A 25,621-nucleotide genomic window follows, 5' to 3' on the forward strand; every position below is an offset into this window, starting at 1 on the left:
ATATAAAAACGAGCCTAAGCATCGGAAACGGGTTTCCTCCGTTACGTGCTTCGGCTCGTTTGCTGCTTTCGGGGCAGCCATGGGAAAAGGGGGATTGTGCATATGACAGCACGGTCAAGGCGCAGACTGGGAAGGAGTCTCCGAGGGATGAACGGAGAAGGGGCCGCCATAGCATCAGATAAGGGAATAGCAGGTGACCAGGCAGAGAAACTAAGTCGTGTGGAAAAGCTGGTGCAAGCTGTATCAGAGCAGATGGAACGAACACGTATTGCAGATTACGCTTTGCTGCTGAATAAGCCTTGGCGATTACTTTGGCTAAACCTAATATCAGGTGTTTCCCGTGGAATCGGCATTGCGCTAGGGTTTACTTTTTTTGCCGCTACCATAATTTATGTGCTGCAAGTGCTCGGAGCGTTGAATTTGCCGATTATCGGTGATTATATCGCTGATATTGTACGGATCGTACAGCGACAATTAGAGCTTACTACCTACTAGGGCGTTTCACTTTTAAGCTTCCGATTCGTCCTCGTGCAAATCTGGCTCCAGCAGACCTTCACCCTCGCCATCTTCTATATAACGCTGATAAATAGAACTGCGGACAATGGATACATTTCTGCCATAAATGTCAGTAGCGACAAAGCTTTCATATGGCTCTACGAAGCCCATATTATCATCGCCAGCTTCAATTTCCATATCATCATAGCGGTGGATTTCACCACTTTCCGCCATGGCCGGGGTGTTAGAGGTTCCCCAATTTTCAACGATCTGCCAAGCATCTTCACCGTCAAAGCCGTTTTGTTCTTCACGCTCATCCAGGCTTGTTCTACCGAACGCGGGAGCGAGAAATTCTTCCTCCACCGGACGGTTGTTGGATACTTCTGTTTCAGGACTGTATTCTTTGCAATAAATGGTATAGGGAACAGCCAACAGGCGTTCATAGGGGATGGGTTTGCCGCTGGCGGCGCAAATGCCATAGGTTCCCTTATCCATAGCCATCAAGGCTGATTTGATACGTTCCAATTGAAACTCGTCATGCTCCAGTAAGGAAATATCTTTGGCTCGCTCATAGGTTTCGGTAGCTAGATCGCCTGGATGGTTATCGATGGGAGAAAGCTCACCGGTTTGGTCGCGTTGAGAATCGCCGAGTCCATAATGGTCGTTGTTTTGCAAACGATGCTCAATTTCCTTTTTGCGTTCCAGCAGTTCGTTACGCAAGCCCTGCAGTTGTTGCTCGGTCAATGGGGACATGGAATCCTCTCCTTGTTCTAGATTTACATGCATGCAATGTGTCAGGTATGCTCCTTGTAGTGTGCACCGGGAAGACCTCTTTTACATAGGAAATTCTAATCAAATGTGATTGAGTTCATTCCATTTAAGGACTATGCTCGATAGCCTGCAGGACTCGTGGACGATCTGAGAAGGCTTATGCTACAATAAATGGGTTCGACAACGGATATAAGCGGATCGGAGTGACGAAGGACTGTGATTTATTTTGGTATTGCGCTAATTATTTTTTTGATTGATCAGGGTTTCAAATATTTGGTGGCTACGCGGATGGAATTGTACGAGCAAATACCAGTCATCGGCAATTTCTTTTTAATCACCTCTCATCGTAATCGCGGAGCCGCTTTTGGGATTTTGGAAGGGCAACGCTGGCTTTTTATCGTGATTACAATTGTAGTTGTGATCGGTATCGTATGGTACCTGAGAAAAACGGTCAGAGCTGGGCAAAAACTACTTCCTGTTGCGCTAAGTTTGGTGCTTGGGGGAGCGGTTGGTAATTTTTTGGATCGAGCTATTTCTGGAGAAGTAGTTGATTTTGCACAGTTCAATTTTGGAAGCTACACATTCCCGATTTTTAATGTGGCAGACTCGGCAATTGTCATCGGTGTTGCACTGATTATTTTGGATACATTGCTGGAATCGCGTCGGGAAAAAGGGAATGGCAATGATAGCGTTGAAGGGAAGTCATAGCATGAACGAAGTGAATGAAAACGGCGAAGCCATAGGTCTGTCTTATGAGGACGAACTGGAGGGTGAATCTCTGGAATGGACAGCGGATTCAGGGGATGCCAAAACACGTATAGACAAATACATCGCCGAAGAAATGAAGGAAGTGTCTCGTTCCCAGATCCAGCTGTGGATCGGGAATGGTCGGGTACTGGTGAACGGTGCGGCGGTCAAAGCGAACTACAAGCTGGCTGAAGGAGATCATATCGTACTATCGGTACCTGAACCAGAAAGTGTAGATATTATGCCGGAAAATATTCCGCTAGATGTCGTATACGAGGATTCGGACGTTATTGTCATTAACAAGCAACGTGGTCTAGTTGTGCATCCTGCACCAGGACACTCCTCGGGAACACTGGTCAACGCACTGATGTACCACTGCCATGACCTTTCCGGCATCAACGGGGAATTACGTCCCGGTATTGTTCACCGTATTGATAAAGATACATCAGGACTGCTGATGGCAGCTAAAAATGATCAGGCCCACGCATCACTTGCAGCACAGCTGAAGGATCATAGCGTGACTCGGAAATATATAGCATTGGTCCACGGTCATTTGAGTCACGATCAGGGAACCGTAGATGCTCCGATTGGTCGTGATTCAGGTGACCGTAAATTGTTCACGGTTACGGAACGCAACAGCAAGCATGCAGTTACCCATTTTCTCGTCATTGAACGGTTAGGTGATTATACCCTGCTTGAACTTCAATTGGAGACAGGACGGACACACCAAATTCGTGTTCACATGAAATTCATTGGACATCCATTGGTTGGCGACCCTATGTATGGACGCAGTAAAGGGGTTCGTATGGATGGCCAAGCGCTACATGCAGCGGTTCTGGGATTTAAGCATCCAACTACTGGAGAGTACTTAGAATTTAGCAGACCGGTCCCTCCTGATATGGAGGACGTATTAACGTCCTTGCGTAGTCGCTAAAATAATGATGATTTGCTCTGCTTTCCTATTCAAAAACTTGAATAAATTATTAAGTATAACCGCCTAAATGGCGGTTTTTTTATTGTCTGAATAGGAATGGGTAAAAACAACTATGGATAATTATACAATGAGGATGTATAATTATTAAAGTGCTTCCGGTGGTTCCGGTTGAACGGGTGTTGACACGAGATTTTCAATCTGTCATACTTCTTGTAGTTGCGATGGACTTTGTCCGAGAGATGGTTAACCATCTCACACTATGAGAAACAGGACAAAGGAAATCCTGAATAGCACCTTTAAATCAGTCCCGTGAGGCTGGCAAGGTAACGTGAATGGATCACTGATCAGTGCATCCGCTGCGGCGGTATGTCTTCAGTGTGTCCGACAGATCGGAGAACAGTGGAAGACTGTTCATACGAGACTCCTTGCCAAACTTGGGCAAGGAGTCTTTTTTGTATCCGAACACGGGACCAGGTCTGAAGGGAACATCACCTGAGGAGGCTGGAAGCATGAGTATTGAAACACATGTACTGATGGATGAAATTGCGATTCGTCGGGCATTAACGCGGATTGCACATGAAATTTTGGAGAAAAACAAGGGTATTGACGATTGCGTACTCGTAGGTATTCGAACACGCGGAGTTCATCTGGCGCAGCGCTTGGCTGAAAAAATTGCTGAAATTGAAGGCGCACCAATTCCATGGGGAGAGCTAGATGTCACAGCCTACCGGGATGACCGGAGCAGCGTTGCCGAGGCTAAAGGAAATGGAAAAGAGCTTTTGATGAATCCCGCTGACGTATCGGTTCATGATAAGAAAGTTATTCTCTTTGACGATGTGCTGTACACAGGCCGTACTATTCGCGCGGCGATGGATGCATTGATGGACTGCGGACGACCGCAAATGATCCAGCTGGCTGTGCTAGCAGATCGCGGACACCGTGAGCTTCCGATTCGTCCGGATTACATCGGCAAGAACATCCCGACCTCCAAATCTGAGGAAATCGTAGTTGCACTTCAGGAGACGGACGGTAAGGACGAAGTGACGATCATTCAGAACCGGGGGGAATAGGTATGATCACAACAGCCAGTCAACTTAGAGAACGTAGCCTGCTCGGATTAAAAGAACTTAGCCGAAATGAAATTGAGTCGATTCTGGATCGTGCTCAGTATTGGGAATCACAGCCGCAAAAACTGATTCCAGTCCTACAGTCACGCTTCGCGGCCAACATGTTTTTTGAAAATAGTACACGCACACGCTTTTCCTTTGAAATGGCGGAGAAGCGACTCGGCGCTCAGGTTTTGAACTTTTCCGCTGCGGCTTCCAGTGTGGAAAAAGGGGAGTCCATTTACGATACTGTGCGTACGCTTGAATCCATGGGCATTGATGCTGGAGTCATTCGCTTAAAGCCAGCCGGAGTGCTACAAGAGCTTGCTGAGAAGGTCAGTGTTCCGCTGGTTAATGCGGGAGACGGCAACAATGAACATCCAACGCAGGCTTTGCTAGACCTCTACACCATGCGCAAAACTTTCGGTGAGCTTAAAGGCTTGAGAGTATCCATCATAGGAGACATTTTGCACAGCCGTGTAGCTCGCTCGAATCTGTGGGCCTTGCAAAAATTCGGAGCCGAGGTTAGCTTCTGTGCACCAGACAATATGCAGGCATCTGATCTTGCAACGTACGCGCCTTATGTGCCGATGCAAGAAGCATTGCAGGCAGACGTAGTCATGATGCTGCGGGTCCAGCTGGAACGGCATGCCGAAGGAATGTTGCGCTCAGCGGATGAGTACCGAGAGCAGTACGGTTTGACAGAAGAAAGAGCAGCAAGCCTTAAGTCCGGAACAATTATCATGCACCCGGCTCCAGTGAATCGAAACGTGGAGATCGACAGTGCAGTTGTGGAAAGCGAGCAATCGCGAATTTTTCCGCAAATGGCCAACGGGGTTCCGATCCGCATGGCGGTTATGGAACGGGCAATGAAGCTGTAGAAGCTGTCAGCAGGATCGTAGGAAAAAGTTGCAAAAAACCTGAGCGGAGGAATATTTCAGATGAAACAATTAATTATGAATGCAAGCGTATTGAACGAGCAGGGCGAGGCTGAATTGAAATCCATCCTAATTGCCGACGGAAAAATTTTAGCTATCGCCAATGCGGATGCCGGTGTTAGCCTACTTGTGGAAGAAGGGGCATCTGGGCAAGAGCTCGAAGTCGAAAAAATCGACGCCCAGGGAAAACTGGTCATCCCCGGTCTAATCGACATGCATGTGCATCTGAGAGAACCTGGCTTTGAATATAAAGAAACCATTGAAACAGGTAGCCGCGCTGCGGTGAAAGGTGGATTTACCACGATTGCCTGCATGCCGAACACACGTCCGGTTACGGACAATGTAGACACGGTTCAGCTGGTGCTGAAAAAGGGGCAAGAGGCTGGGCTGGCCAAGGTACTTCCTTACGCAGCCATCACGAAAAACGAACTGGGACGAGAACTGACGGATTTTGAAGCGCTCAAAGCAGCAGGTGCAATCGGCTTTACTGATGACGGAGTCGGAGTGCAGAGTGCGCAAATGATGAAAGATGCCATGTCACGAGCCAAAGCGCTGGATATGCCAGTCATTGCACATTGTGAAGATAACACACTTGTTGTAGGAGCAGCGGTGACGGACGGTGAATTTGCCAAGCGTCACGGACTCAAAGGTATCCCCAATGAATCCGAGGCGATCCATGTTGGGCGTGACATCCTGCTATCCGAGGCAACCGGGGCACATTATCATGTATGCCATGTCAGCACAGAGCAATCGGTGCGGTTGATTCGCCATGCAAAATCTTTTGGCATCAAAGTCACTGCTGAGGTATGCCCGCATCACTTGGTACTGTCCGATGAGGACATTCCTGGGCTGGATGCCAACTGGAAAATGAATCCTCCACTACGTTCCCCGCGTGATGTACAGGCATGCATCGAGGGGCTGGAGGACGGAACGATTGATATCATCGTAACTGACCATGCAGCACACAGCGAGGAAGAGAAGGCAAAAGGGTTGGAGCTGGCGCCATTTGGAATCGTCGGATTTGAAACGGCCTTTCCACTGCTGTACACCAAATTCGTAGCTACTGGGAAATGGACGCTGGACTTTCTGGTGCGCCGTATGACGACTGACCCAGCGCGTGTCTTCCGCCTTGATACAGGACGTCTGGAAGAGGGAGCACCCGCTGACCTGACCATGATTGATCTGGAGCAGGAGCAGGCAGTTGATCCACAAACGTTTGCCAGCAAAGGGCGCAACACTCCTTTTACAGGCTGGAAGCTCAAAGGCTGGCCAGTGAAAACTTGGGTAGATGGCAAACTGGTATGGTCTGCTGACGAAGCGCAATAATACACAACTACTTAAAAAATAGAACCTTATAGCAGGAAACAATATAGAGGAGTGAGACGGGATGCAGGCAAGATTGTTACTTCAGGACGGCACGCTGTTTACAGGCACATCATTTGGTGCGGAAGGTGAAAAAACAGGCGAAGTCGTTTTCAACACAGGGATTACAGGCTATCAAGAGGTGCTGACGGATCCCTCTTATTGCGGACAAATCGTAACCATGACTTACCCGCTGATTGGTAATTATGGAATTACTCGTGATGATTTTGAATCGGTACGGCCTTATGTTCATGGCTTTGCTGTTCGACATTACGAGCCGGCGCCAAGTAACTGGCGTGCTCAATACAGCGTGGGCGATTTGCTGAAGGAATATGGCATCATTGGCATTAGCGACATCGACACCCGCATGCTCACTCGGATTATTCGCCATCACGGCACAATGAAGGGCATTTTGACGACTGGTTCCCAGCCGGTGGAAGAACTAAAAGAAATGATGTCCGACATGACCATAGAAGAACTGCGCAATCAGGTTCCTTTGACTTCTACACCTCATCCGTACAGCAGCCCTGGCAACGGAGAACGGATCGTATTGATTGACTATGGTGCCAAGAGCGGCATCCTGCGCGAACTGAATAAACGGGACTGCGATGTGGTTGTCGTTCCGCATGATACGACGGCCGAAGAAATTCGTCGCTTAGATCCAGACGGTATACAGCTGTCCAACGGTCCTGGAGATCCGAAAGACGTACCACATGCTGTCCGTACGGTGGCTGAACTGCTAGGAGAATACCCTATTTTCGGGATTTGCTTGGGACACCAGTTGTTTGCCTTAGCTTCGGGAGCGGATACGGAAAAGCTGAAATTTGGACATCGCGGTGGTAACCATCCGGTAAAAGAACTGGAGAGCGGCCGTTGCTTCATTACATCACAAAATCACGGGTACACAGTGAATGAGGATTCGATCCAAGGAACTGAGCTTGAAGTGACGCATATTAATAACAACGATAAAACGATCGAGGGTCTTAAACATACTAAATATCCTGCGTTTTCGGTGCAATATCACCCAGAGGCTGCACCTGGCCCTTACGATAATGGCTACCTGTTTGACCGCTTTCTGGATATGATTCGTGAACACAAAAGAAATCAACCAAAGCAACCGCGTCAGGCTGCTATCGCCGCCGCAGTGAGAGGAGAGCGCTAATATGCCGAAAAATACAGAACTTAAAAAAATACTCGTGATCGGTTCCGGCCCTATCGTTATTGGTCAGGCAGCAGAATTCGATTACGCTGGTACACAAGCTTGTCAAGCGCTCAAAGAAGAAGGCGTCGAGGTAGTACTGATTAACAGTAACCCGGCAACCATCATGACAGACACCAATATGGCAGACAAAGTATATATCGAGCCGATTACACTGGATTTTGTAACACAGATTATCCGTCAGGAGCGTCCAGATGGTCTACTTCCTACACTGGGAGGACAGACAGGTCTGAATATGGCAGTGGAACTGGCTCGCGCAGGGGTATTGGAGCGCGAAAACGTTAAGCTGCTGGGAACTCAACTGAATTCAATTGAAAAAGCCGAAGACCGGGACTTGTTCCGCGACCTGATGCGTGAGTTGGAACAGCCCGTGCCGGAGAGTGTAATTGTAACGACATTGGAAGAATCGCTGGAATTTGCTAACGAAATCGGTTATCCCATTATCGTTCGCCCGGCTTATACGCTGGGAGGTACAGGCGGTGGGATCTGCGCCACAGAAGAAGAATTGCGTGAAACAGTAAGCTCTGGCTTGCGTTACAGTCCAATCGGACAATGCTTAGTGGAAAAAAGTATCGCAGGTATGAAGGAAGTCGAATATGAAGTCATGCGTGACGGTAATGACAACTGTATCGTGGTCTGCAATATGGAAAACTTCGATCCGGTCGGCGTGCACACTGGTGACAGTATCGTCGTAGCGCCGAGCCAGACGCTGTCAGATCGTGAGTATCAGATGCTGCGCTCCGCTTCTCTCAAAATTATCCGCGCCCTCAATATCGAAGGCGGCTGTAATGTACAGTTTGCACTGGATCCGCACAGCTATCAATACTACGTGATTGAGGTCAACCCACGGGTGAGCCGTTCCTCGGCACTGGCTTCCAAGGCGACCGGATATCCGATTGCCAAAATGGCGGCCAAAATTGCACTAGGCTACACACTGGATGAAATTGTGAATCCGGTAACGGGACAAACGTATGCTTGCTTTGAGCCGACATTGGATTACATCGTGAGTAAAATACCACGCTGGCCATTTGACAAGTTCATTTCTGCCAACCGCAAACTTGGCACACAAATGAAAGCAACCGGTGAAGTCATGGCCATCGGACGTACATTTGAAGAGTCAATCCATAAAGCGGTTCGTTCTCTGGAAATTGGTGTACATCGCCTGCATCTAAAGGGTGCCGATCAACTATCTGATGAGGTGCTTAAGGATCGTCTGAGTAAAGCAGATGATGAACGCTTGTTCTTGGTAGCCGAGGCATTCCGTCGCGGCTGGAAGCAACAAGATATTCAGGATATAACTAAAATTGATTGGTGGTTCCTCGACAAGGTAGAGGGAATTGTCAAATTTGAATCCACTATCGCAGAAGAGTCTGAGTTGACTTATGAAACACTCTATCAGGCCAAACGAAAAGGATTTACTGACCGCTCCATTGCCGAGATTCGCAGTATGGGTCAACGCAAGAGTATGACAACCGAACCCGAGGTTCGTGAATTCCGTCTAAATCAAAACCTGCGTCCTGTTTACAAAATGGTAGATACGTGCGCGGCCGAGTTTGAAGCCACAACTCCGTACTACTACTCCTCTTATGAGGTGGAAAACGAAGTGATTCCATCCAACAAAGAGAAAGTCATCGTACTCGGCTCAGGACCAATTCGGATCGGTCAAGGGATTGAATTTGACTACTCCACCGTACATGCGGTATGGGCTATTCAAAAAGCGGGTTACGAAGCGGTAATTATTAATAACAATCCAGAGACCGTCTCTACAGACTTCAACACGTCTGACCGTCTCTACTTTGAGCCACTTTTCTTCGAAGATGTAATGAATGTCATCGAGCAGGAAAAACCGATTGGCGTCATCGTTCAGTTCGGTGGTCAAACGGCGATTAACCTCGCAGCACCACTTAGTGCGGCAGGCGTGAATATTTTGGGTACGAGTCTGGAAAGTATCGATGAAGCAGAAGACCGGAAAAAGTTCGAAAAGCTGCTGTCTCGCCTTGCTATCGCCCAGCCTAAAGGCAATACGGTCACGTCGGTAGATGAAGCGGTAGGAACTGCCCAAGCATTGGGGTACCCAGTTCTGGTACGTCCATCCTATGTCCTGGGCGGACGCGCTATGGAAATTGTGTACTCAGATACGGAATTGCTGCGGTACATGGAAGAAGCGGTTAAAATCAATCCGGAACATCCTGTGCTCATCGACCGTTATATGCTGGGCAAAGAAGTTGAGGTTGACGCCATCTGTGACGGCGAAACGGTCCTAGTACCAGGGATTATGGAACATGTGGAACGGGCAGGGGTTCACTCAGGTGACTCGATCGCAGTGTATCCGCCACAACACTTGTCTGACGAGCTGAAGCAAAAAGTCGTGGACATTACGATCAGCATCGCCAAGGAATTGAAAACGATTGGTCTGGTAAACATTCAGTTCGTCATTCATCAAGATGAGGTGTATGTCATCGAAGTTAACCCTCGTTCCTCACGGACGGTTCCTTTCCTAAGCAAAGTAACGAATATTCCGATGGCTAACCTGGCGACACAGGCCATTTTGGGCGGTAAGCTCAAAGATGCAGGCTACACAGAAGGACTATGGCCTGAAAGTAATTATGTCTCGGTTAAGGTTCCTGTATTCTCCTTTGCCAAGCTGCGTCGTGTAGAGCCAACACTGGGGCCTGAAATGAAATCTACAGGTGAAGTTATGGGACGCGATATCCAGTATGCGAAAGCATTGTACAAAGGACTCGTAGGCGCAGGTATGAAAATTCCATCTACTGGGGCGATCATCATCACAGTAGCGGATAAGGATAAGGAAGAAGCGGTCGAGCTGATGCAGGGCTTTTATAGATTAGGCTACAAAATAATTGCTACAGGTGGAACGGCAGCAGCCTTGGAACAGGCTAACATTCCAGTGAACACTGTTAACAAGCTAAGTGAGGGCAATCCGAATATTCTGGATATGATCCGTACAGGTGAAGCCAACTTTGTCTTCAACACGCTCACCAAAGGCAAAACGCCAGAGCGTGATGGATTCCGCATCCGCCGCGAAGCAGTTGAAAACGGCATTGTCTGCATGACCTCGCTGGATACAGTGCGCGCTCTGTTAAAAATGCTGGAGACGATTAACTTCACATCCGAATCGATGCCAGTTCTGAGCAACTAACGCGTTATGAATAGATAAGCAAAATAAGTGGTAATGGGAAGGACATTCATCAGCATTTGCTGACGGATGTCCTTTATCACGGGCAAATATACCCGAATTGATGTGAAAAGGGGCGGTAGAACGGTGAACGAAGCATTTCAGCAGATGGCAGGACGGCTGATGGTTGCGCTAGATTACCCGGATGCACAACAGGCTGAGCAGTTAATTCGGCAGCTGGAGGGAATTCCTTGTTATATAAAAGTGGGTATGCAGCTGTTTTATAGCGCAGGGCCAGCTTTTGTAGAACAATTAAAATCAAGAGGATACTCCGTATTTCTGGATTTGAAAATGCACGATATCCCTAACACGGTACGGGGAGGGGCAGAGAGCATTACCCGTCTAGGGGTGGATATGTTTAACGTACACGCTGCTGGAGGCCGCAGTATGATGTCGGCCGCCAGAGCCGGAGCTGAAGCAGCGATTTCAGCAGACAGCTCACTTGCCATGCCGCTCATTATTGCAGTTACACAGCTGACCAGCACGGATCAAACAACTATGAATACGGAGTTAGGCATTCCTGGCACAGTACAGGATGCTGTCGTTCGTTATGCACAATTGACGCGTGAGGCTGGACTGGACGGTGTGGTCGCATCCCCATTAGAAGTGCCTGCAATTCGTGCGGTATGCGGAGCGGACTTTAAAACCATAACCCCTGGCATACGCCCGGCAGGCAGCGCTACAGGTGATCAGTCGCGTGTGCTTACACCCGGACAAGCCATTGCCCAAGGCAGCAGCTACATTGTCGTTGGACGGCCGATCACGGCGGCACCAGACCCACGCGCCGCAGCAAAACATATTATTGAGGAGATGATACAAGTATGACTACATTAAACAATATCCCAGAACAAGTTGCATCCCATCTGTTACGCATTCAGGCGGTGGCACTGCGTCCACAGCAACCTTTTACATGGACATCCGGTATTAAATCCCCTATCTACTGTGACAATCGCCTGACCATGTCCTACCCGGAGGTGCGTGAACTAATCGCAGACTCTTTTGCGGCTCTTATCCGTGAACAATACCCTGAAACCGAGGTTATTGCCGGCACAGCCACAGCAGGGATTCCTCATGCCGCTTGGGTGGCACAAAAGCTAAATCTGCCAATGGCTTATGTCAGAGACAAAGCTAAAGGACACGGGAAGGAAAACCAAATCGAAGGCCGCATTAGCGCCGGACAAAAGGTTATGGTTATCGAAGACCTCATCTCTACCGGGGGAAGCTCCATTAAAGCAGCACAGGCTGTAGAGCAAGCAGGCGCTCAGCCGTTAGCTGTACTGGCTATTTTCAGCTACCAGCTGGACAAAGCTACTCAAGCTTTTGAAGAAGCAGGTGTGAAGCTGCAAACCTTGTCTAATTACACCGCCTTGATGGAGGTTGCTTTGCGTGAGGGAACCATTCAGCAGGAAGAAATGGAACTTCTGCGTTCCTGGCGTCAGGACCCGGCTTCTTTTGGCAAATAAGGCTGAGTACTAGAGACAACGGAGCCAATAAGTAGTGCGCCACAGACTCATTGCCATCCAGTGCAAATTGTTAGAAATCAAGCTGTGTAAATCGAATTCGATCCGGTTACACTAACTCCTACTATACATGTGAAAAGAGGGAGTTCGGATGTATTGGGTTTACTATGGCAGACTGTACACGACTAAATTTCAGGCAGGGTGTTTGGCAAAAAGGCTGGAGCACGACGGCTGGATGTACGGCTACAATGATCCCCGCGCAGTGGAGGTGTACCGCTCGCGCAAAGGTCGTTATGGTGTCCGATTTATTCCATAGGTTTACAAAAATAATTTTTAAAAAGAAAATTTCTAAAAACTATTGACGAAACACAAGAAAATGTTGTATATTAATTAACGTTGCTGTTACGAATATGTAGCGTGAATATACATATTTTTTTGAGGGCCCTTAGCTCAGTTGGTTAGAGCGGTCGGCTCATAACCGATTGGTCGGGGGTTCGAGTCCCTCAGGGCCCATTTCCTCAAAAACCCTTGCTTAGCAAGGGTTTTTTTGTTGTTTTTTCTGTATTATAAGAGAATGGAGAGTAGTTGCTTAAACTTAATTGCTTACCTTTTGGTCATGGTGCTTTCTTTATCGGATTCTGACATTTTAAATAGATAAGTACTCTAAAATTTACACCTTTCTTTAATGGGACCTAGACCTTATGTAACTTCGTTCTAGCTTATGTAGGTTATTAAAACTGTTTCCTATTTTACTGAGTCTTATCGTTATTAGTATCCAATAAAAAATATTTATTCTAATATATAGATAATATTTATAAGTCAGTAAGTTTATGTTTAGATAATTTTTGAAGAACATGTTACCTTAGTGTCTGTACAAGAGATAGATTACTGGGGGAATATTTATGAAAAAGAATCTCATTAAGAAAACTTTTATATTGCTCAGCGCATCATTGTTTTTACTAATCGTATTTTCAAATTTAAGAACGTATGCAGCAGCATCAGTTGGTCAGGCATTACCTACTCCAGAGAGTGGGTGGCAACGATATGAAGAGCTTGCTCCTGGTTTCATCTTTGAAGGAAATGGATGGCAAACGCCAACTGCGGGGAGCTAATCTGGAGGAAGTGAAAAGTTTACACTTAATTCATCTCTACATACTGTTAAATTTCAATTTTGGGGTACGGATCTAAGATTAATTAGTTATAGAGGCGGAGATAGACAAACATCTATTCAAGTAAATATTGATGGTGTGAATTATAGTTACTCAGCAAATGGTCAAGCACAAGTGACTACCCTTTTATTTGAAAAAAGGAACTTAGAAAATAAATTACATTCCGTAGAAGTAAGTGCAAGCAACTCAAACGTTTATAATCTGTTCGAATTTGATGCTTTAGATATCAACGAGACTGGATATTTAGTAAATCCTAAAATCAGTGCTCCTTCAAATCTATCTGCAAAGGCAGGAGACGCCAAGGTAGATTTAAGCTGGACAGCAAGCCCCGATAAAACAGAATATACTATAAAACGAAGCACTACTTCTGCAGGACCGTATGATACAATTGCTTCCAACGTCAAAACTCCATCGTATTCTGATACATCTGTGGTCAATGGAACAACATACTATTACGTAGTTACAGCAGTAAGTAATAATGGCGAAAGTGAATTTTCTAAAGAGGTTTCAGCTACTCCACAAGGAGAAAAGCAAACAGATTCCGATACCGAAAATCCATCTCAACCTAATCCTGAACCATCTGAGCCAGCTCAACCGACAGGTGATCGAGCAATTCTTGTAGTAACTATGACCAATGGCTTTGAGAAGGAATTTGATTTAAGTATGAAAGAAGTTAACAACTTTATAGCGTGGTATGATGCAAAAGATGCCGGCCGTGGTCAATCATATTATAAAATCGATAAACACAATAACAACAAAGGTCCATTCAGCAGTCGAAAGGATTATGTAATCTTTGATAAGATTCTCACATTTGAAGTAAGTGAATACTCTAAATAAATTGAAATCCCCTGCAATAATGGCAGGGGATTTTTCAGAAAATGCAATGATATTCTTGCTAATCATTGACCAAGTGTGCCAAGGCCTTTGTCAGCTAAATAGTTAGTTTACCTTAACGGTATACACCATTCTCAATTTACCGTTACCGGCGTAAATCTCAACTCTTGCATTCGTTGCAGTGGTGGTGGTTACTACGCCGGAAGCGGAGACGGTGACATTTCCGCTCGCCACTTTATAAGTATCTCCAGGGTAATTTGACAACGCATAAGAATAATTACGTGGCAACGTAGCCGTTCTGTAGGATACTCCGTTTACTTGTACAACAGGTGTAATTTCTGGAGAAGGGCCTACTGCTGCGGACGCGCTAGGGATAATAATACCCCCAATGAGTCCCAAAGACATAGCTGTTGATAATAATATTTTCTTAGTATTCATAAAAAAATCCTCCTTATGTATGATAGGAGTTCCTAAAATATACCATGTAAAATGGTTGCTTTCACTTCATTCGACAAATATTGTAAAAATAATACAATAAAACGATTCTAAAGTCCTATAAGATACAAAATAATTAAAATATGACAATTAAAGAAACTCATTTAATATACTGTATTTTTGAGCTATTCTCTATAGCTGGGCCATCTTTGCATAACACAAAATAAAAACGGACGTCGGAGTGATTCGTCCGAGATCCGTTTTTCGTATGTGCATGTATGGCACTTAATATCAGTTGATGAGTTGGTGCGCAAGCCTCTCACTGCTGTCCAGGTTCCTTTGAACCATAAGGTGTTTTAATGCAGACAGTTCCGTACTTTGACGAATCGCTTCCGCCACCAACTGGGCGATCTTCCTTGCGCCTTCGTCAGAAAAATGGGTATTATCGGCTACACCAGCTGGGTAATTAGGGTGCGTTTTTTCAGGCAAATGCATAAATAGAAGCTGGGACTCTTTTTCGCCCATGGAACGATAAAGCTGCTGTGATGCTTCGAAAATATCGAGCAACGGTGTCTGGGTTTCCTTGGCTACTTGTCTCATGGCAGCGGGATAGGCTCCTACGGCCAGCGGATCAGGTTCACCGTTTGCGGTAAAGCGGCGGCGGCTTACAGAGGTTAACAGCACTGGAATTCCGCCACGTTCCCGAGCGGACTGAATGTATTGAATTAAGTTTAGACGGTACTCTCCATCAGGATCGGTGTAGCGCATGGGATCTTCTTTTTTCTCATCATTGTGTCCAAATTGAATAAACAGATAATCGCCAGCTTGAATATCTTTTTCAATATCAGTTAATCGCCCTTCTGCTATAAAAGATTTGGTGCTTCGTCCGTTGACGGCACGATTATCCACATGAACAGTAGAGTCCAAATGAGCTTGCAAATGTTCGCCCCAGCCTGTCATCGGTTTTTCGGTTGCTCCTTTTTGAGCTGCAGTAGAGTCCCCTGCGATAAACAGTCGAGTTGTCATCTGTTGTCTTGCCTGCGCATATCCATGTTTTTGTAGCCATTTTTCCGCCAGGTCGAGCCATTGTCTGCATTCAAGGTTGTCCTCGGATAGTCCCAAGCCGTGTCGTCCTTCCTCAAATATATGCAGTTCAAACGGAATACGCTCTCTGGATAATGAGAAAGCGAACAACAGGCTATTTTCTACCGGTACAGCGCCATCATTGGCCGTTGTCCACATAAAAGTCGGAGGTGTCTGTGCAGTCACTTGCCGATCGGATGAAAAGGCTTGAAGCTGCTCCAGGGTCGGCTGTTCCCCTAAAAAGTGCGTACGGCTTCCAAGATGCGTATAAGGGTCATGAAATGAAATGACAGGGTATCCCAACATTAGAAGATTTGGTTTTTCCGCTCCGATCGTGGAGACAATGGAGGCCAGGTGACCGCCTGCTGAAAAACCGATGAGACCCACTTGATCAGGGATCACTAGCCAGTCATGCGGTGTTTGGCGAATCCATTGCAGGGCATGTTCTACATCCTCCAGCAAGGAGGTAATCTCGAAATCACCGACCTGATACTCCAGCACGCCCGCATGAATACCTAGATCATTCAACCACCGGGCGATTGGCTCTCCTTCATGTGAGGCCAAATGCTCGTAGCCACCGCCAGGTAACACCAATACAAATGGACGAGCATCTCGGACCGCTACGGGATAGAGGGAGAGAAAGGAAGTGTCCAACGGAAATTCTTCTTTTACAATCTGTTCTTTAGAACTAACGACATGTAACATAAGAGACCTCCAAATTTCTTTTTAACTGCCGCAAACCAAATAAAATCAACTTAAATTGGAATGATACGGATGTAAAAAATAATGCACACGTGAAAAAAATGATTTAAACCTTGTTATGAAAGCGCTATAATTTGGTGTGATACCAAGGACCAAAGGGGGAGCGCAATGAAAAAAGGAAGAATGTTCTACACTATTTTTATTACGATTCTGGTTTTGGGAATAGGATTGGTGGCCAGCTTTGGCAGCTATATCTATTTTACAACAATTAGCTCCGTTGTGGAGAGAGTTTCCAATACCAAGCAAAGCTACATGGCGCAGATCAGAAATAGCCTGGAACAGAAAATTCAAACGATTGAATACGCTTTTAATACGTATAGCACGACCAGTTCCTTTAATGAAGTTGTCAAAAATCCCATTACAGAAAAAGATTTTGTAGCGTATCGGAATGTAAATACCCAGCTCAATTATATTGCTACGATGGGATTAGAAGGAACCGAGTATTCACTAATAAGTCTAAATCAGAATTGGAGAATCTCCAATGGAAGCCTGTCTTATTTGACGAAAACGGAACGAGAAAAGCTGATTAGTACCTATATCGACCACCAGGATAAGGGACTATTCTGGATTAAAACAGATAAAGGAATCCGTTTTGTGAATACCTTGCCTGTGTTTTCCAAAAAGAAACAGGCCATCGCGCTATCTGATATTTCGTCGCAGACGTTAAGCCATACCATTCAAACAGAGGATCATATGCCTGTGTTTATTTTGAATAAAAAAGGCGACTTAATGTACGAAACTGAGCCTGCTACTCCCTTATTGTCTACTCAGCAGCTTCAGCACATTTCAGAGGTTACTGAATCAAACAACACGGGCATGCTGACATTGGAGAAAACGGAGCATCAGCCGGCGCGGCAAATCATTTATGCTAAATCTGCTTACAACAATTGGACTTACTTAACGGTATTAGATAAAAAAGAGATTGCAAACGCGTTTCAAACGACCAAATTTGGGATTATCATGATGGGCCTTGTATTAACACTTTTAATGGTGGTGGTGGCATACATCATTGCCATTTACTTTACCAAGCCATTCCAGCAAATAAAACGCAGCTTACCGAAAAATCCTAATTTCGCTTTCAAAAATGAATCTTCTAAAAATGAAATTGAGTGGATTATTAATTCCATCGACAACATTGTAACAGAGAAGGAAAGCTTGGAAAGTCTCATTCAGTCCGAAATGCCACAGTTGGAAACGCAATTGATTCTCAACCTGTTTCGCAAACGTGTTTCCGCAGAGGAATTGGCACGAAAAATGCCACGTCTGGGCTACCCGCAGATCGAGAATCAAATGTATATTACCTTGTTAGTTCAACTGGATAATCTGGGAGATCGAGAACCTTCGGATAAAGATATTTTACTGCTGGCTATTAACAAAATCGTAGAAGAAACGATTCCAGAGCAGCTGCGTATGCTTCCGATCATTTTGAACGATAACACTCAGGCTACCATTTTAATTTTGGCAGGTAAGAGTGCACAGGAAATGAGAAAGCAAGTGCTGGATCATGCGACCCTTTTGATTCAGCATGTAAAAGAGTATTTGAATGTATCCATCAGCATCGGTATTAGCACAGCGTATGATAACTTGTTAGAAAGCAAAGAAGCTTGTGAGATGAGCAAGCAAGCATTACATCACCGTTTAAATCTAGGTAAAGAGTCGATTATTTTTTATGAGGATATTTCCATGGTCATTTCAGGTCCGGTACTGCTTCATTATCCTGCGGAATTGGAATCGAAACTGTTTGATGCCATTCGCATAGGGGATGAAGAGCAGGTATATCATACCGTGCACTCTTTATTGGCAGAAATGATGACAAAGAACAATCATTCCATGAACTTTGAAGTGCTATTGGTACGATTTGTAAATAACCTCATCCAATTAGAGCAGCTATTAGGGATTGAAGTGCTACTGACGCAAGACAATCATGCCTTGTATCACCGTTTGCTGGATATCCGTAACCCGGAGGAGATAGAACGCATGCTGTTAGAACAGGTTATTTTCCCCATGGTAAAAAGCATGAAGGAGAAGACCAACCAGCAATTCCGCTGTCTCTCAGAGAAAATTGCCGCGATTATCCGTGCTGAATATGACCAGGAATTATCATTAGAACTCATTGGAGATCGACTGCATTACAATCCGAATTATTTAAGCAGTATTTTCAAAAAAGAATACGGTACAACGTTTAGCGAATATCTGATGGGCTATCGCCTGCAAATGAGCAAGAAGTGGCTCGTTGAGACAGATATGACGATTAAAGAAATCGCCGAGCGACTGCAATATCATAATTCGCAAAACTTCATCCGCTCTTTTCGGAAAAAAGAACAGGTTACACCAGGGGCTTATCGAAAGATGAAGCAAGCCAATTAACCTTTAACCGCCCCCAGCAAAGCTCCTTTGACAAAGTGCTTTTGCACAAATGGATACACGATTAACATTGGAACGGTCGCTATAACAATGACCGCCATCTTAATCGTCTGCGCAGGCGGGATGACATCTACCGCGGTTCCTTCTGCCTGCATACCACTGGAGACGATAACAATTTGGCGAAGTAAGACTTGAATTGGCCATTTGGCAGAGTCATTGATATAGAGAATAGCGTGCATATACGTATTCCAGTAGGCAACAGCGTAGAATAAAGAAATAGTTGCAATAGAAGGCAGGGCTAATGGCAACATAATTTTAAAGAAGATACCAAAATCGTTGCACCCGTCCATCTTGGCCGATTCCTCCAAATCATCCGGCAACGCCTGAAAAAAGTTACGCATGATAATCAGGTTAAATGCATTAATGGCTACGGGCAAAATCAAGGACCAATACGAATTGATCAGCCCCATGCTTTTGACAACGAGGAATGTCGGAATCATCCCCCCGCTAAACAACATAGAGAACACGACAATGAAGTTAATCGTATTGCGGCCAAGCAGATATTTCCGGGATAATCCATAAGCCATAAAAGCGGTAAAAATCATACTTACAACTGTACCCACGATCGTTACTCCGACCGAAACCCCAAGTCCTCTAAATATCGTTGGAGTGGATAGGATATAGCGATAAGCATCCAGAGAAAAAGTAACAGGGAATAAAATAAACTTCTTGGCCACTACTTCCTCAGTTGAGGCAAATGAGCTGGCGATGATATTCAAAAAAGGCAAGAGACAAGTGAGGGCGATGAGAATCAAAAGTGTACTGTTTACAATGTTGAAAATACGACTGCCCAGTGATTCTTTTTTTCGTAATTTTGGTTTGAGTAATGGTTGTTCCAATGTGGTTGACCTCCTTGTAATCGTTTACATGTAAACCTTATCAAGAGGAAAGAATTCCGTATATAATCAAATCTTGAGGTGTTCTCTAAGCGTGGAATAAAGAGGATGATCATTAAGTTGTGTAGTAATCATTAGCTAAGGTGAAGAGGCTATAAAGTAGGCTGTTGGCCTACTTTTGTAAACGCTATCATTTGATGATTATATGCGGAATGCCGAAAATAACGTACTCTTGAAAGCGTATACAGGAACGTTTGAAGGAGGTCGAACTAATGAAAGTTTCAAGTGTCCCCGCACCAAACATGAAGATGAAAATGAAGAAGAACAAAAGAACGACGGAAAGCCTTTTACGAATGCAGAAACACAAGCTGCTCTATCTGATGGTTTTACCCGGATTGGTGTACTTCATTATCTTCAAGTACTTCCCTATGGGGGGATTGGTAATTGCATTTCAGGATTATCAAGCATTTCAGGGAATCACAGGCAGTCCATGGGTAGGAATGAAGCATTTTATTCGTTTGTTTACTGAGCCTACGTTTTTTATGCTGCTTCGCAATACGCTGATTTTATTTGCACTGAATATTGTAATCTTTTTTCCGTTGCCCATCATATTGGCGCTCATGCTGAATGAGGTTAGGAAGATGTTTTTCAAAAACATTATTCAAACCATTATCTACATTCCGCACTTTATGTCATGGGTTATCATTGTTTCGATTTCTTATGTTTTCCTGACAGTGGACGGCGGTGTACTGAATGAAATGATTGCCGCGCTGGGCGGTGAGAAGATCAGCTTCTTAACATCTCCGCAGTGGCTGCGAACGGTATATATCGGGCAAGTGATTTGGAAGGAACTCGGCTGGTCTACCATCATTTATTTATCTGCAATTACAGTGGTGGATACGCAATTGTATGAGGCAGCAGAAATGGACGGCGCTGGACGTTTGCGAAAGACATGGCACGTGACGTTGCCAGCGATCCGCCCGGTTATTATTACATTGTTAATTTTGAAAATTGGTAGCACGCTGGATTTGGGCTTTGAGCATATGTATCTGCTATTGAATTCATTAAACCGCGAGGTTGCTGAAATCTTTGACACCTATATTTATACTGCGGGTTTAAAGAATGGACAATTAAGTTTCAGTACGACAGTAGGACTTTTTAAAGGTGTAGTAGGTTTAATTCTGATTATGCTCTCCAATCGACTCGCTAAGAAATTTGGTGAAGACGGCGTTTACTAATGACGACGGGAAGGATGCAAAATGGTACGGTTTGTAGAAAACATGAACAAATGGTGCATGCGCCTGCTACGCCTGGTCTACCTTAACTTGCTGTGGACCATTGCGACGATCCTGGGCTTGGGTTTTATAGGTGTTGGGCCTGCAACCGTTGCTATGCTTAGCATTTTAAGGCAGTGGATTCGGGGCAATGAGGAAGTCGCCATTTTCTCGACGTTTGTACGTTACTTTAAAGAAAGCTTTAAAGAAGCAGCCATCATTGGCGGGCTTTACAGCCTTGTGGGTTACGTGCTCTACGTGGATATCGTCAACGTCTCATCCTGGTATATTCGTGTGGTGACACTGATGGGTGCCTTTTTGTATCTTATCTCTTTGGCATACATTTTTCCGTTGCTGGCTCACTATGATTGGAAAGGAATCAAGCTGAAGATCAAGATGTCGATCGTGATTGGTTTTTCGTATTTACAATATACACTTGTTCTTTTTGTAGCCATAGTCGTGCTTTATGCATTGATTCTAGGCTTGTACCCAGGAATTCTAACTTTTGCCGGAGCGAGCATCATCGGTTATCTCGTGATGTGGATGACGCATCAGGTATTCAGCAAAATAGAGCGAGAGGTTCTGGTGAAAGAGGAAGATATGGTATGAATATACAAACCAAAAAGGAGCAAACACGATGAAAAAAGGAATCAAGATGAAAAAGGGAGTGTCAGGTCTTCTTGCCGCACTTATGGTCATGAGTGTTTTTCTAGCTGCTTGTGGTGACAAGGGAACTGAAGATCAAGGCAGTCAAACCTACGATCCTAAATCTAAACTGGAATTTACCTGGCTAAACGTATTGCATACAGCCTCTCCGCCTACAGAAACGATTAAAAGTAAAATCGAAGAATACACCAATTCCAAAATTACGTTCAACTGGGTACCGGATGCTTCCAAGGAAGAGAGAATTACCACCGCACTGGCTTCTGGTGAATTGGCAGACATGGTGACTTTGACGATGATGACAAATTCTTCAGTGCGTAGTTCATTGAAATCAGGACTATTCTGGGATGTAGGCAAATACTTGGATGATTATGAGAATTTGAAAAAGATCCCGCCTGAAGTGCGCGAAGCCGCTTCCATTGAAGGGGTGCTATATGGTGTTCCGTTCCAGAAGAATCTGGCTCGGGCGGGTTTGGTCATTCGTCAGGATTGGCTCGATCGCTTAGGACTGAAGGTGCCGACCACACTGGATGAGTTGTATGAAGTTGCGAGAGCGTTTACAGAAGATGATCCGGATGGCAATGGAAAAAATGATACGACTGGGTTTGTTGACAGATCGGATCTGCGCTACAGCAGTTTCAAAACGTTAAGTTCCTATTTTGGTACACCTAATGGCTGGAAAGTAGATGAAAACGGAAAGTTTACGCCGGAATTTGATACTCCTCAATATTTGGAGACCTTAAAGTATTCTAATAAATTATACAAAAACGGATACCTCTCCAAAGACTTTGCCGTAACCGCTAAAACGGACCAGCAACAACAATTTGCACAAGGTAAAGCAGGGATTTATACAGGCATGATTGATATCTCTAACCTTAGAACCTTGTCTCAAGGCTTACAAAAAGGGCTGAAGCTGGTACCTGTTAACAAGATTTCGAATGGAGATGGCCAATATCACGTATGGTCTGAAGGAAGCGGGGTAGGAGGCTTGCTGGCATTTCCGAAATCTGAAGTAAAGACAGAAGCTGAGTTGAAGAGACTGCTGCAATTTGTAGATGATTTAATTGACAAAGATGTATATATGTACATGACCGGTGGTATTGAAGGTACTCATTATAAAATCGAAAAGGATGGTTCCTTTAAAATTACGAATACAGATTTGTGGCAAGCAGACGTTCAGCCATTTTCAAGCTCCAGACCAAGTGAAGTGACCTATAACTTAAAGGATGCCAATCCGGAAAAGGAAATGGCTAATGAATTAGTGCGAGAAAATAATAAATTTGCTGTTCTGGACCCGACAGTGCCACTGGATTCAGCCACCGCTAATGAACAAGGAACAGAGCTGGAGAAAATCATTACCGACGCCTCCTTCAAATTTATTATGGGTGAAATTGATGAAGCCGGATTTAAAGCAGCTGTAGAAAACTGGAAAAAGTCAGGCGGAGCACGAATTACCACTGAGTATGAAGAAGCGTATAAGAAAACGAAAAAATAAAGATATAGGCTGAACATTAGTGTACATGAATTGTCACTATGCAGGCGGATGGTGCTTAACATCGCTGACACTTGTCCAGCACCATTCCGCCTACTGCGTTTTATTCACAAAAAATAAAGACAGGAGAGAACGAAATGCAATTATATAACATTGTAGATTATGGAGCAGTTCAGGATGGTACGACGATGGCGACAGAGGCGATTGCGGCTGCCATTGAAGCAGCAAGTAATGCTGGTGGAGGCACCGTTTTTGTTCCGTCTGGAACATACCTGACGGGTGCTATTATTCTGAAAAGTAACATTGAGCTGCATTTAAGCCCCGGCGCAATTCTTTCCTTCAGTACGGAACTGGCAGATTACCCTGTAGTAGAATCCAGATGGGAAGGCGTTCAGCGGGAAGTACATGCATCGTGCATTTATGGAGAGAATCTTGAGAATATTTCGATTACAGGCAGCGGAACACTGGATGGAAATGGTCAACCGTGGTGGGAAAAGCATCGGAATCACCCTGAAGAGCTGCAGTATCCAAGACCCAAATTAATCAGCTTTGACCGCTGTCAACGGGTGACCATTAAAGATCTTATGTTAAAAAATTCCCCCAGTTGGACTGTAAACCCCATTGCTTGCTATAACGTTACGATTGACAATTTGTCCATTCTTAACCCGGCCGACTCTCCCAATACGGATGGTATTAATCCCGAATCCTGTTCCAATGTTCGTATTAGCAACTGCAATATTGATGTAGGCGATGATTGTATTGCGATCAAAGCAGGAACCGAAGATACCCATGAGCGGATTCCTTGTGAAAATATTACGATTACCAACTGTACAATGGTGCATGGTCATGGTGCTGTCGTACTGGGAAGCGAAATGAGCGGAGATATTCGTAATGTTACGATCAGCAATTGCGTGTTCAAGCAAACGGATCGGGGCATACGTCTGAAATCAAGACGGGGACGCGGTGGAATCATCGAGGATATTCGTATCAGCAACATTGTGATGGAGGAGGTCATTTGTCCATTTATTCTAAACCTGTATTATTTCTGCGGACCTCGGGGCAAGGACAAATATGTGTGGGATAAAAATCCCTATCCAATTACTGATGAAACTCCGTGCTTTAGAAGAATCCATTTTTCCAATATCACGGCACGTCAGGTTCATGCGGCGGCTGGTTTCTTATACGGACTTGCAGAACAATATATTGCTGAAATTACATTTTCCAATATTGATATATCTATGGCTAAAAATGCGATTCCCGGTCGTCCGGCCATGATGACAGGGATTGAAGATATGAATAACCGTGGTTTTTATCTAGGTAATGTGAGGGATATTCGTTTTCAACAGGTTACGATTGAAAATCATGAAGGTCCTGCCTTTTACATTGAAAATGGGGAAGATGTTGAAATCAATCGTTGTCATTCGAAGAATACAGCTCAGCCTGAAAAGCTGATAGAACAAGTAACGATACAACCTTCTGAACAAAATGTTGTGAAATAGGAGGGGATGAAAGGAGCATAAAACGTGGATAAGTTGCAAGCATTGTTGGGAGACCTTCCGGCAGATCGCCCTATAACGGCGACTCTACTGAATCAAGAAGAGCGGGAGGGTTATCGACTGGAGTGTCTCCTGCTGGACTTGAACGGGATCGAGTCTGTACCCGCTTATGTAGCTACACCCTTACAAGGGGACGGTCCGTTCCCATTGGTCGTATTTAACCATTCGCATGGGGGCAACTATACGAATGGACGTAAGGAACTGCTTCATAGCAGTTCTTACCTACAGCAGCCCTCGTTTGCTACAGTTCTGACAGACATGGGGTATTGCGTGTGCTGTATCGACATGTGGGGCTTCAATGAGCGTGGAGGCAAAACCGAGAGCGAGCTGGTAAAAGAAATGCTCTGGCAGGGTCAGGTGCTGTGGGGCATGATGCTGTATGATAACCGTCGTTTGGTAGATTATATGTGCCAGCGTGAGGACATTGATGCTTCCCGTATCGCAACGATCGGTATGTCGATGGGTGGACTTATGGCATGGTGGATGGCTGCTTTAGATGAACGAATACAGGTCACGGTGGATATCTGCGGACAGGTAGATGCCCATACGCTGATCGCTAAAAGGGGATTGGATCATCATGGCTTCTATTCCTATGTCCCCGGCTTGTTGAAGCATTTCACCACGCTGGATATTCAAAAGCGGATCGCACCTCGTCCACGGATGAGTATAACAGGTCAAAATGATCGGATGTGTCCTATAGAAGGAGTCGAGCATTTGGCCAAGGGTTTGTTGGAAGCTTATCAGAAAGCAGGTCACCCTGAGCATTGGCAGCCTGTGATTGCGGGCGGTGGCCATATGGAGACATTGGAAATGCGAACGGCTTGGCAGTCATTTTTAGCTGAACACTTGTAAATCAAATGAAAGG

24 protein-coding genes and 1 tRNA gene are annotated in these 25,621 nt (G+C 45.1%); 20 read left to right on the forward strand and 5 right to left on the reverse strand.

The genetic code is table 11. The features are described from left to right. Window positions 1–102: 102 nt before the first annotated feature. Window positions 103–495 carry a DUF5665 domain-containing protein gene (locus HFE01_RS14275; RefSeq protein ID WP_026065489.1) on the forward strand — a complete coding sequence of 131 codons (393 nt, stop codon included), beginning with the start codon at window positions 103–105 and terminating at the stop codon, window positions 493–495. A 12-nt stretch (window positions 496–507) separates the two neighbouring features. On the opposite strand, the gene HFE01_RS14280 is transcribed toward HFE01_RS14275, so the two are convergent. Continuing rightward, the gene (locus tag HFE01_RS14280; protein WP_016821531.1) at window positions 508–1,248 is read right to left on the reverse strand and encodes a TraR/DksA C4-type zinc finger protein; all 741 of its coding nucleotides are present in this window, start codon (window positions 1,246–1,248) and stop codon (window positions 508–510) included. A gap of 234 nt (window positions 1,249–1,482) precedes the next feature. Here HFE01_RS14280 and lspA point away from each other — a divergent pair, with 234 nt between their 5' ends. Then, the gene (gene lspA / locus HFE01_RS14285) at window positions 1,483–1,974 is read left to right on the forward strand and encodes a signal peptidase II (protein WP_107733308.1); all 492 of its coding nucleotides are present in this window, start codon (window positions 1,483–1,485) and stop codon (window positions 1,972–1,974) included. Window position 1,975: 1 nt separating this feature from the next. Beyond that, on the forward strand, window positions 1,976–2,947 hold the full coding sequence (locus HFE01_RS14290) for an RluA family pseudouridine synthase (protein ID WP_107733309.1): 972 nt from the start codon (window positions 1,976–1,978) through the stop codon (window positions 2,945–2,947). Between the two features lie 337 nt (window positions 2,948–3,284). Here HFE01_RS14290 and HFE01_RS27615 read toward each other — a convergent pair whose 3' ends face one another. Beyond that, window positions 3,285–3,413: a hypothetical protein gene (locus HFE01_RS27615; protein ID WP_269800357.1), complete on the reverse strand. Its 129-nt coding sequence runs from the start codon at window positions 3,411–3,413 to the stop codon at window positions 3,285–3,287. A 43-nt stretch (window positions 3,414–3,456) separates the two neighbouring features. On the opposite strand from HFE01_RS27615, the gene pyrR reads away from it, so the two are divergent. From pyrR to HFE01_RS26965, 11 genes are all read left to right on the forward strand, one after another. After that, window positions 3,457–4,017 (forward strand): bifunctional pyr operon transcriptional regulator/uracil phosphoribosyltransferase PyrR, encoded by a 561-nt coding sequence (gene pyrR, locus HFE01_RS14295; RefSeq protein WP_016821529.1) that lies wholly within the window; start codon window positions 3,457–3,459, stop codon window positions 4,015–4,017. 2 nt (window positions 4,018–4,019) lie between these two features. Further along, window positions 4,020–4,934 (forward strand): aspartate carbamoyltransferase catalytic subunit, encoded by a 915-nt coding sequence (locus tag HFE01_RS14300; protein WP_016821528.1) that lies wholly within the window; start codon window positions 4,020–4,022, stop codon window positions 4,932–4,934. A 60-nt stretch (window positions 4,935–4,994) separates the two neighbouring features. Next, a complete protein-coding gene (locus tag HFE01_RS14305; RefSeq protein ID WP_107733310.1) occupies window positions 4,995–6,317 on the forward strand; it encodes a dihydroorotase in 1,323 nt (440 codons plus the stop codon). A gap of 61 nt (window positions 6,318–6,378) precedes the next feature. Continuing rightward, window positions 6,379–7,515, forward strand: coding sequence for a glutamine-hydrolyzing carbamoyl-phosphate synthase small subunit (gene carA, locus HFE01_RS14310; RefSeq protein WP_016821526.1), 1,137 nt, complete (start codon window positions 6,379–6,381; stop codon window positions 7,513–7,515). Between the two features lies 1 nt (window position 7,516). Then, window positions 7,517–10,732: a carbamoyl-phosphate synthase large subunit gene (gene carB / locus HFE01_RS14315; RefSeq protein ID WP_107733311.1), complete on the forward strand. Its 3,216-nt coding sequence runs from the start codon at window positions 7,517–7,519 to the stop codon at window positions 10,730–10,732. A gap of 66 nt (window positions 10,733–10,798) precedes the next feature. Continuing rightward, complete coding sequence (gene pyrF, locus HFE01_RS14320; RefSeq protein WP_107733312.1) at window positions 10,799–11,593, forward strand: orotidine-5'-phosphate decarboxylase; 795 nt, start codon at window positions 10,799–10,801, stop codon at window positions 11,591–11,593. Beyond that, a complete protein-coding gene (pyrE, locus tag HFE01_RS14325) occupies window positions 11,590–12,231 on the forward strand; it encodes an orotate phosphoribosyltransferase (RefSeq protein ID WP_107733313.1) in 642 nt (213 codons plus the stop codon). Before pyrF ends, pyrE begins: the two co-directional genes overlap by 4 nt. A 148-nt stretch (window positions 12,232–12,379) precedes the next feature. Then, the gene (locus HFE01_RS14330; RefSeq protein WP_010345444.1) at window positions 12,380–12,544 is read left to right on the forward strand and encodes a hypothetical protein; all 165 of its coding nucleotides are present in this window, start codon (window positions 12,380–12,382) and stop codon (window positions 12,542–12,544) included. 123 nt (window positions 12,545–12,667) lie between these two features. Next, window positions 12,668–12,741 (forward strand) — tRNA-Ile (locus HFE01_RS14335). A 389-nt stretch (window positions 12,742–13,130) separates the two neighbouring features. Further along, window positions 13,131–13,340 (forward strand): hypothetical protein, encoded by a 210-nt coding sequence (locus HFE01_RS14340; protein ID WP_167438386.1) that lies wholly within the window; start codon window positions 13,131–13,133, stop codon window positions 13,338–13,340. 135 nt (window positions 13,341–13,475) lie between these two features. Further along, window positions 13,476–14,234, forward strand: a complete 759-nt coding sequence (locus HFE01_RS26965; protein WP_181955929.1) for a fibronectin type III domain-containing protein — start codon at window positions 13,476–13,478, stop codon at window positions 14,232–14,234. A 102-nt stretch (window positions 14,235–14,336) separates the two neighbouring features. Here the strand turns inward: HFE01_RS26965 and HFE01_RS14350 are convergent, their stop codons facing one another. Together HFE01_RS14350 and HFE01_RS14355 are read right to left on the reverse strand one after the other, a co-directional pair. After that, window positions 14,337–14,669 carry a hypothetical protein gene (locus HFE01_RS14350; RefSeq protein ID WP_107733314.1) on the reverse strand — a complete coding sequence of 111 codons (333 nt, stop codon included), beginning with the start codon at window positions 14,667–14,669 and terminating at the stop codon, window positions 14,337–14,339. A gap of 288 nt (window positions 14,670–14,957) precedes the next feature. Then, window positions 14,958–16,454 carry a GDSL-type esterase/lipase family protein gene (locus tag HFE01_RS14355; protein WP_167438385.1) on the reverse strand — a complete coding sequence of 499 codons (1,497 nt, stop codon included), beginning with the start codon at window positions 16,452–16,454 and terminating at the stop codon, window positions 14,958–14,960. A 165-nt stretch (window positions 16,455–16,619) separates the two neighbouring features. On the opposite strand from HFE01_RS14355, the gene HFE01_RS14360 reads away from it, so the two are divergent. Then, a complete protein-coding gene (locus HFE01_RS14360; protein WP_167438384.1) occupies window positions 16,620–18,878 on the forward strand; it encodes a helix-turn-helix transcriptional regulator in 2,259 nt (752 codons plus the stop codon). Here HFE01_RS14360 and HFE01_RS14365 read toward each other — a convergent pair. Beyond that, on the reverse strand, window positions 18,875–19,774 hold the full coding sequence (locus HFE01_RS14365; protein ID WP_013371981.1) for a carbohydrate ABC transporter permease: 900 nt from the start codon (window positions 19,772–19,774) through the stop codon (window positions 18,875–18,877). The genes HFE01_RS14360 and HFE01_RS14365 overlap by 4 nt on opposite strands. Window positions 19,775–20,043: 269 nt before the next feature. Here HFE01_RS14365 and HFE01_RS14370 point away from each other — a divergent pair, with 269 nt between their 5' ends. The 5 genes from HFE01_RS14370 (at window position 20,044) to HFE01_RS14390 (ending at window position 25,608) form a co-directional block, all read left to right on the forward strand. Next, window positions 20,044–21,009 carry an ABC transporter permease gene (locus tag HFE01_RS14370; protein WP_013371980.1) on the forward strand — a complete coding sequence of 322 codons (966 nt, stop codon included), beginning with the start codon at window positions 20,044–20,046 and terminating at the stop codon, window positions 21,007–21,009. A 21-nt stretch (window positions 21,010–21,030) separates the two neighbouring features. Beyond that, window positions 21,031–21,654, forward strand: a complete 624-nt coding sequence (locus tag HFE01_RS14375; RefSeq protein WP_126666827.1) for a YesL family protein — start codon at window positions 21,031–21,033, stop codon at window positions 21,652–21,654. Window positions 21,655–21,682: 28 nt separating this feature from the next. Then, window positions 21,683–23,203 carry an extracellular solute-binding protein gene (locus HFE01_RS14380; RefSeq protein ID WP_167438383.1) on the forward strand — a complete coding sequence of 507 codons (1,521 nt, stop codon included), beginning with the start codon at window positions 21,683–21,685 and terminating at the stop codon, window positions 23,201–23,203. Between the two features lie 134 nt (window positions 23,204–23,337). Next, window positions 23,338–24,699 carry a glycoside hydrolase family 28 protein gene (locus HFE01_RS14385; RefSeq protein WP_025365332.1) on the forward strand — a complete coding sequence of 454 codons (1,362 nt, stop codon included), beginning with the start codon at window positions 23,338–23,340 and terminating at the stop codon, window positions 24,697–24,699. Between the two features lie 24 nt (window positions 24,700–24,723). Next, window positions 24,724–25,608, forward strand: coding sequence for a dienelactone hydrolase family protein (locus tag HFE01_RS14390; RefSeq protein WP_107733318.1), 885 nt, complete (start codon window positions 24,724–24,726; stop codon window positions 25,606–25,608). Window positions 25,609–25,621 lie beyond the last annotated feature (13 nt).

This window comes from Paenibacillus sp. EKM10P, from assembly GCF_011800655.1.
GTDB classification, from domain to species: domain Bacteria; phylum Bacillota; class Bacilli; order Paenibacillales; family Paenibacillaceae; genus Paenibacillus; species Paenibacillus polymyxa.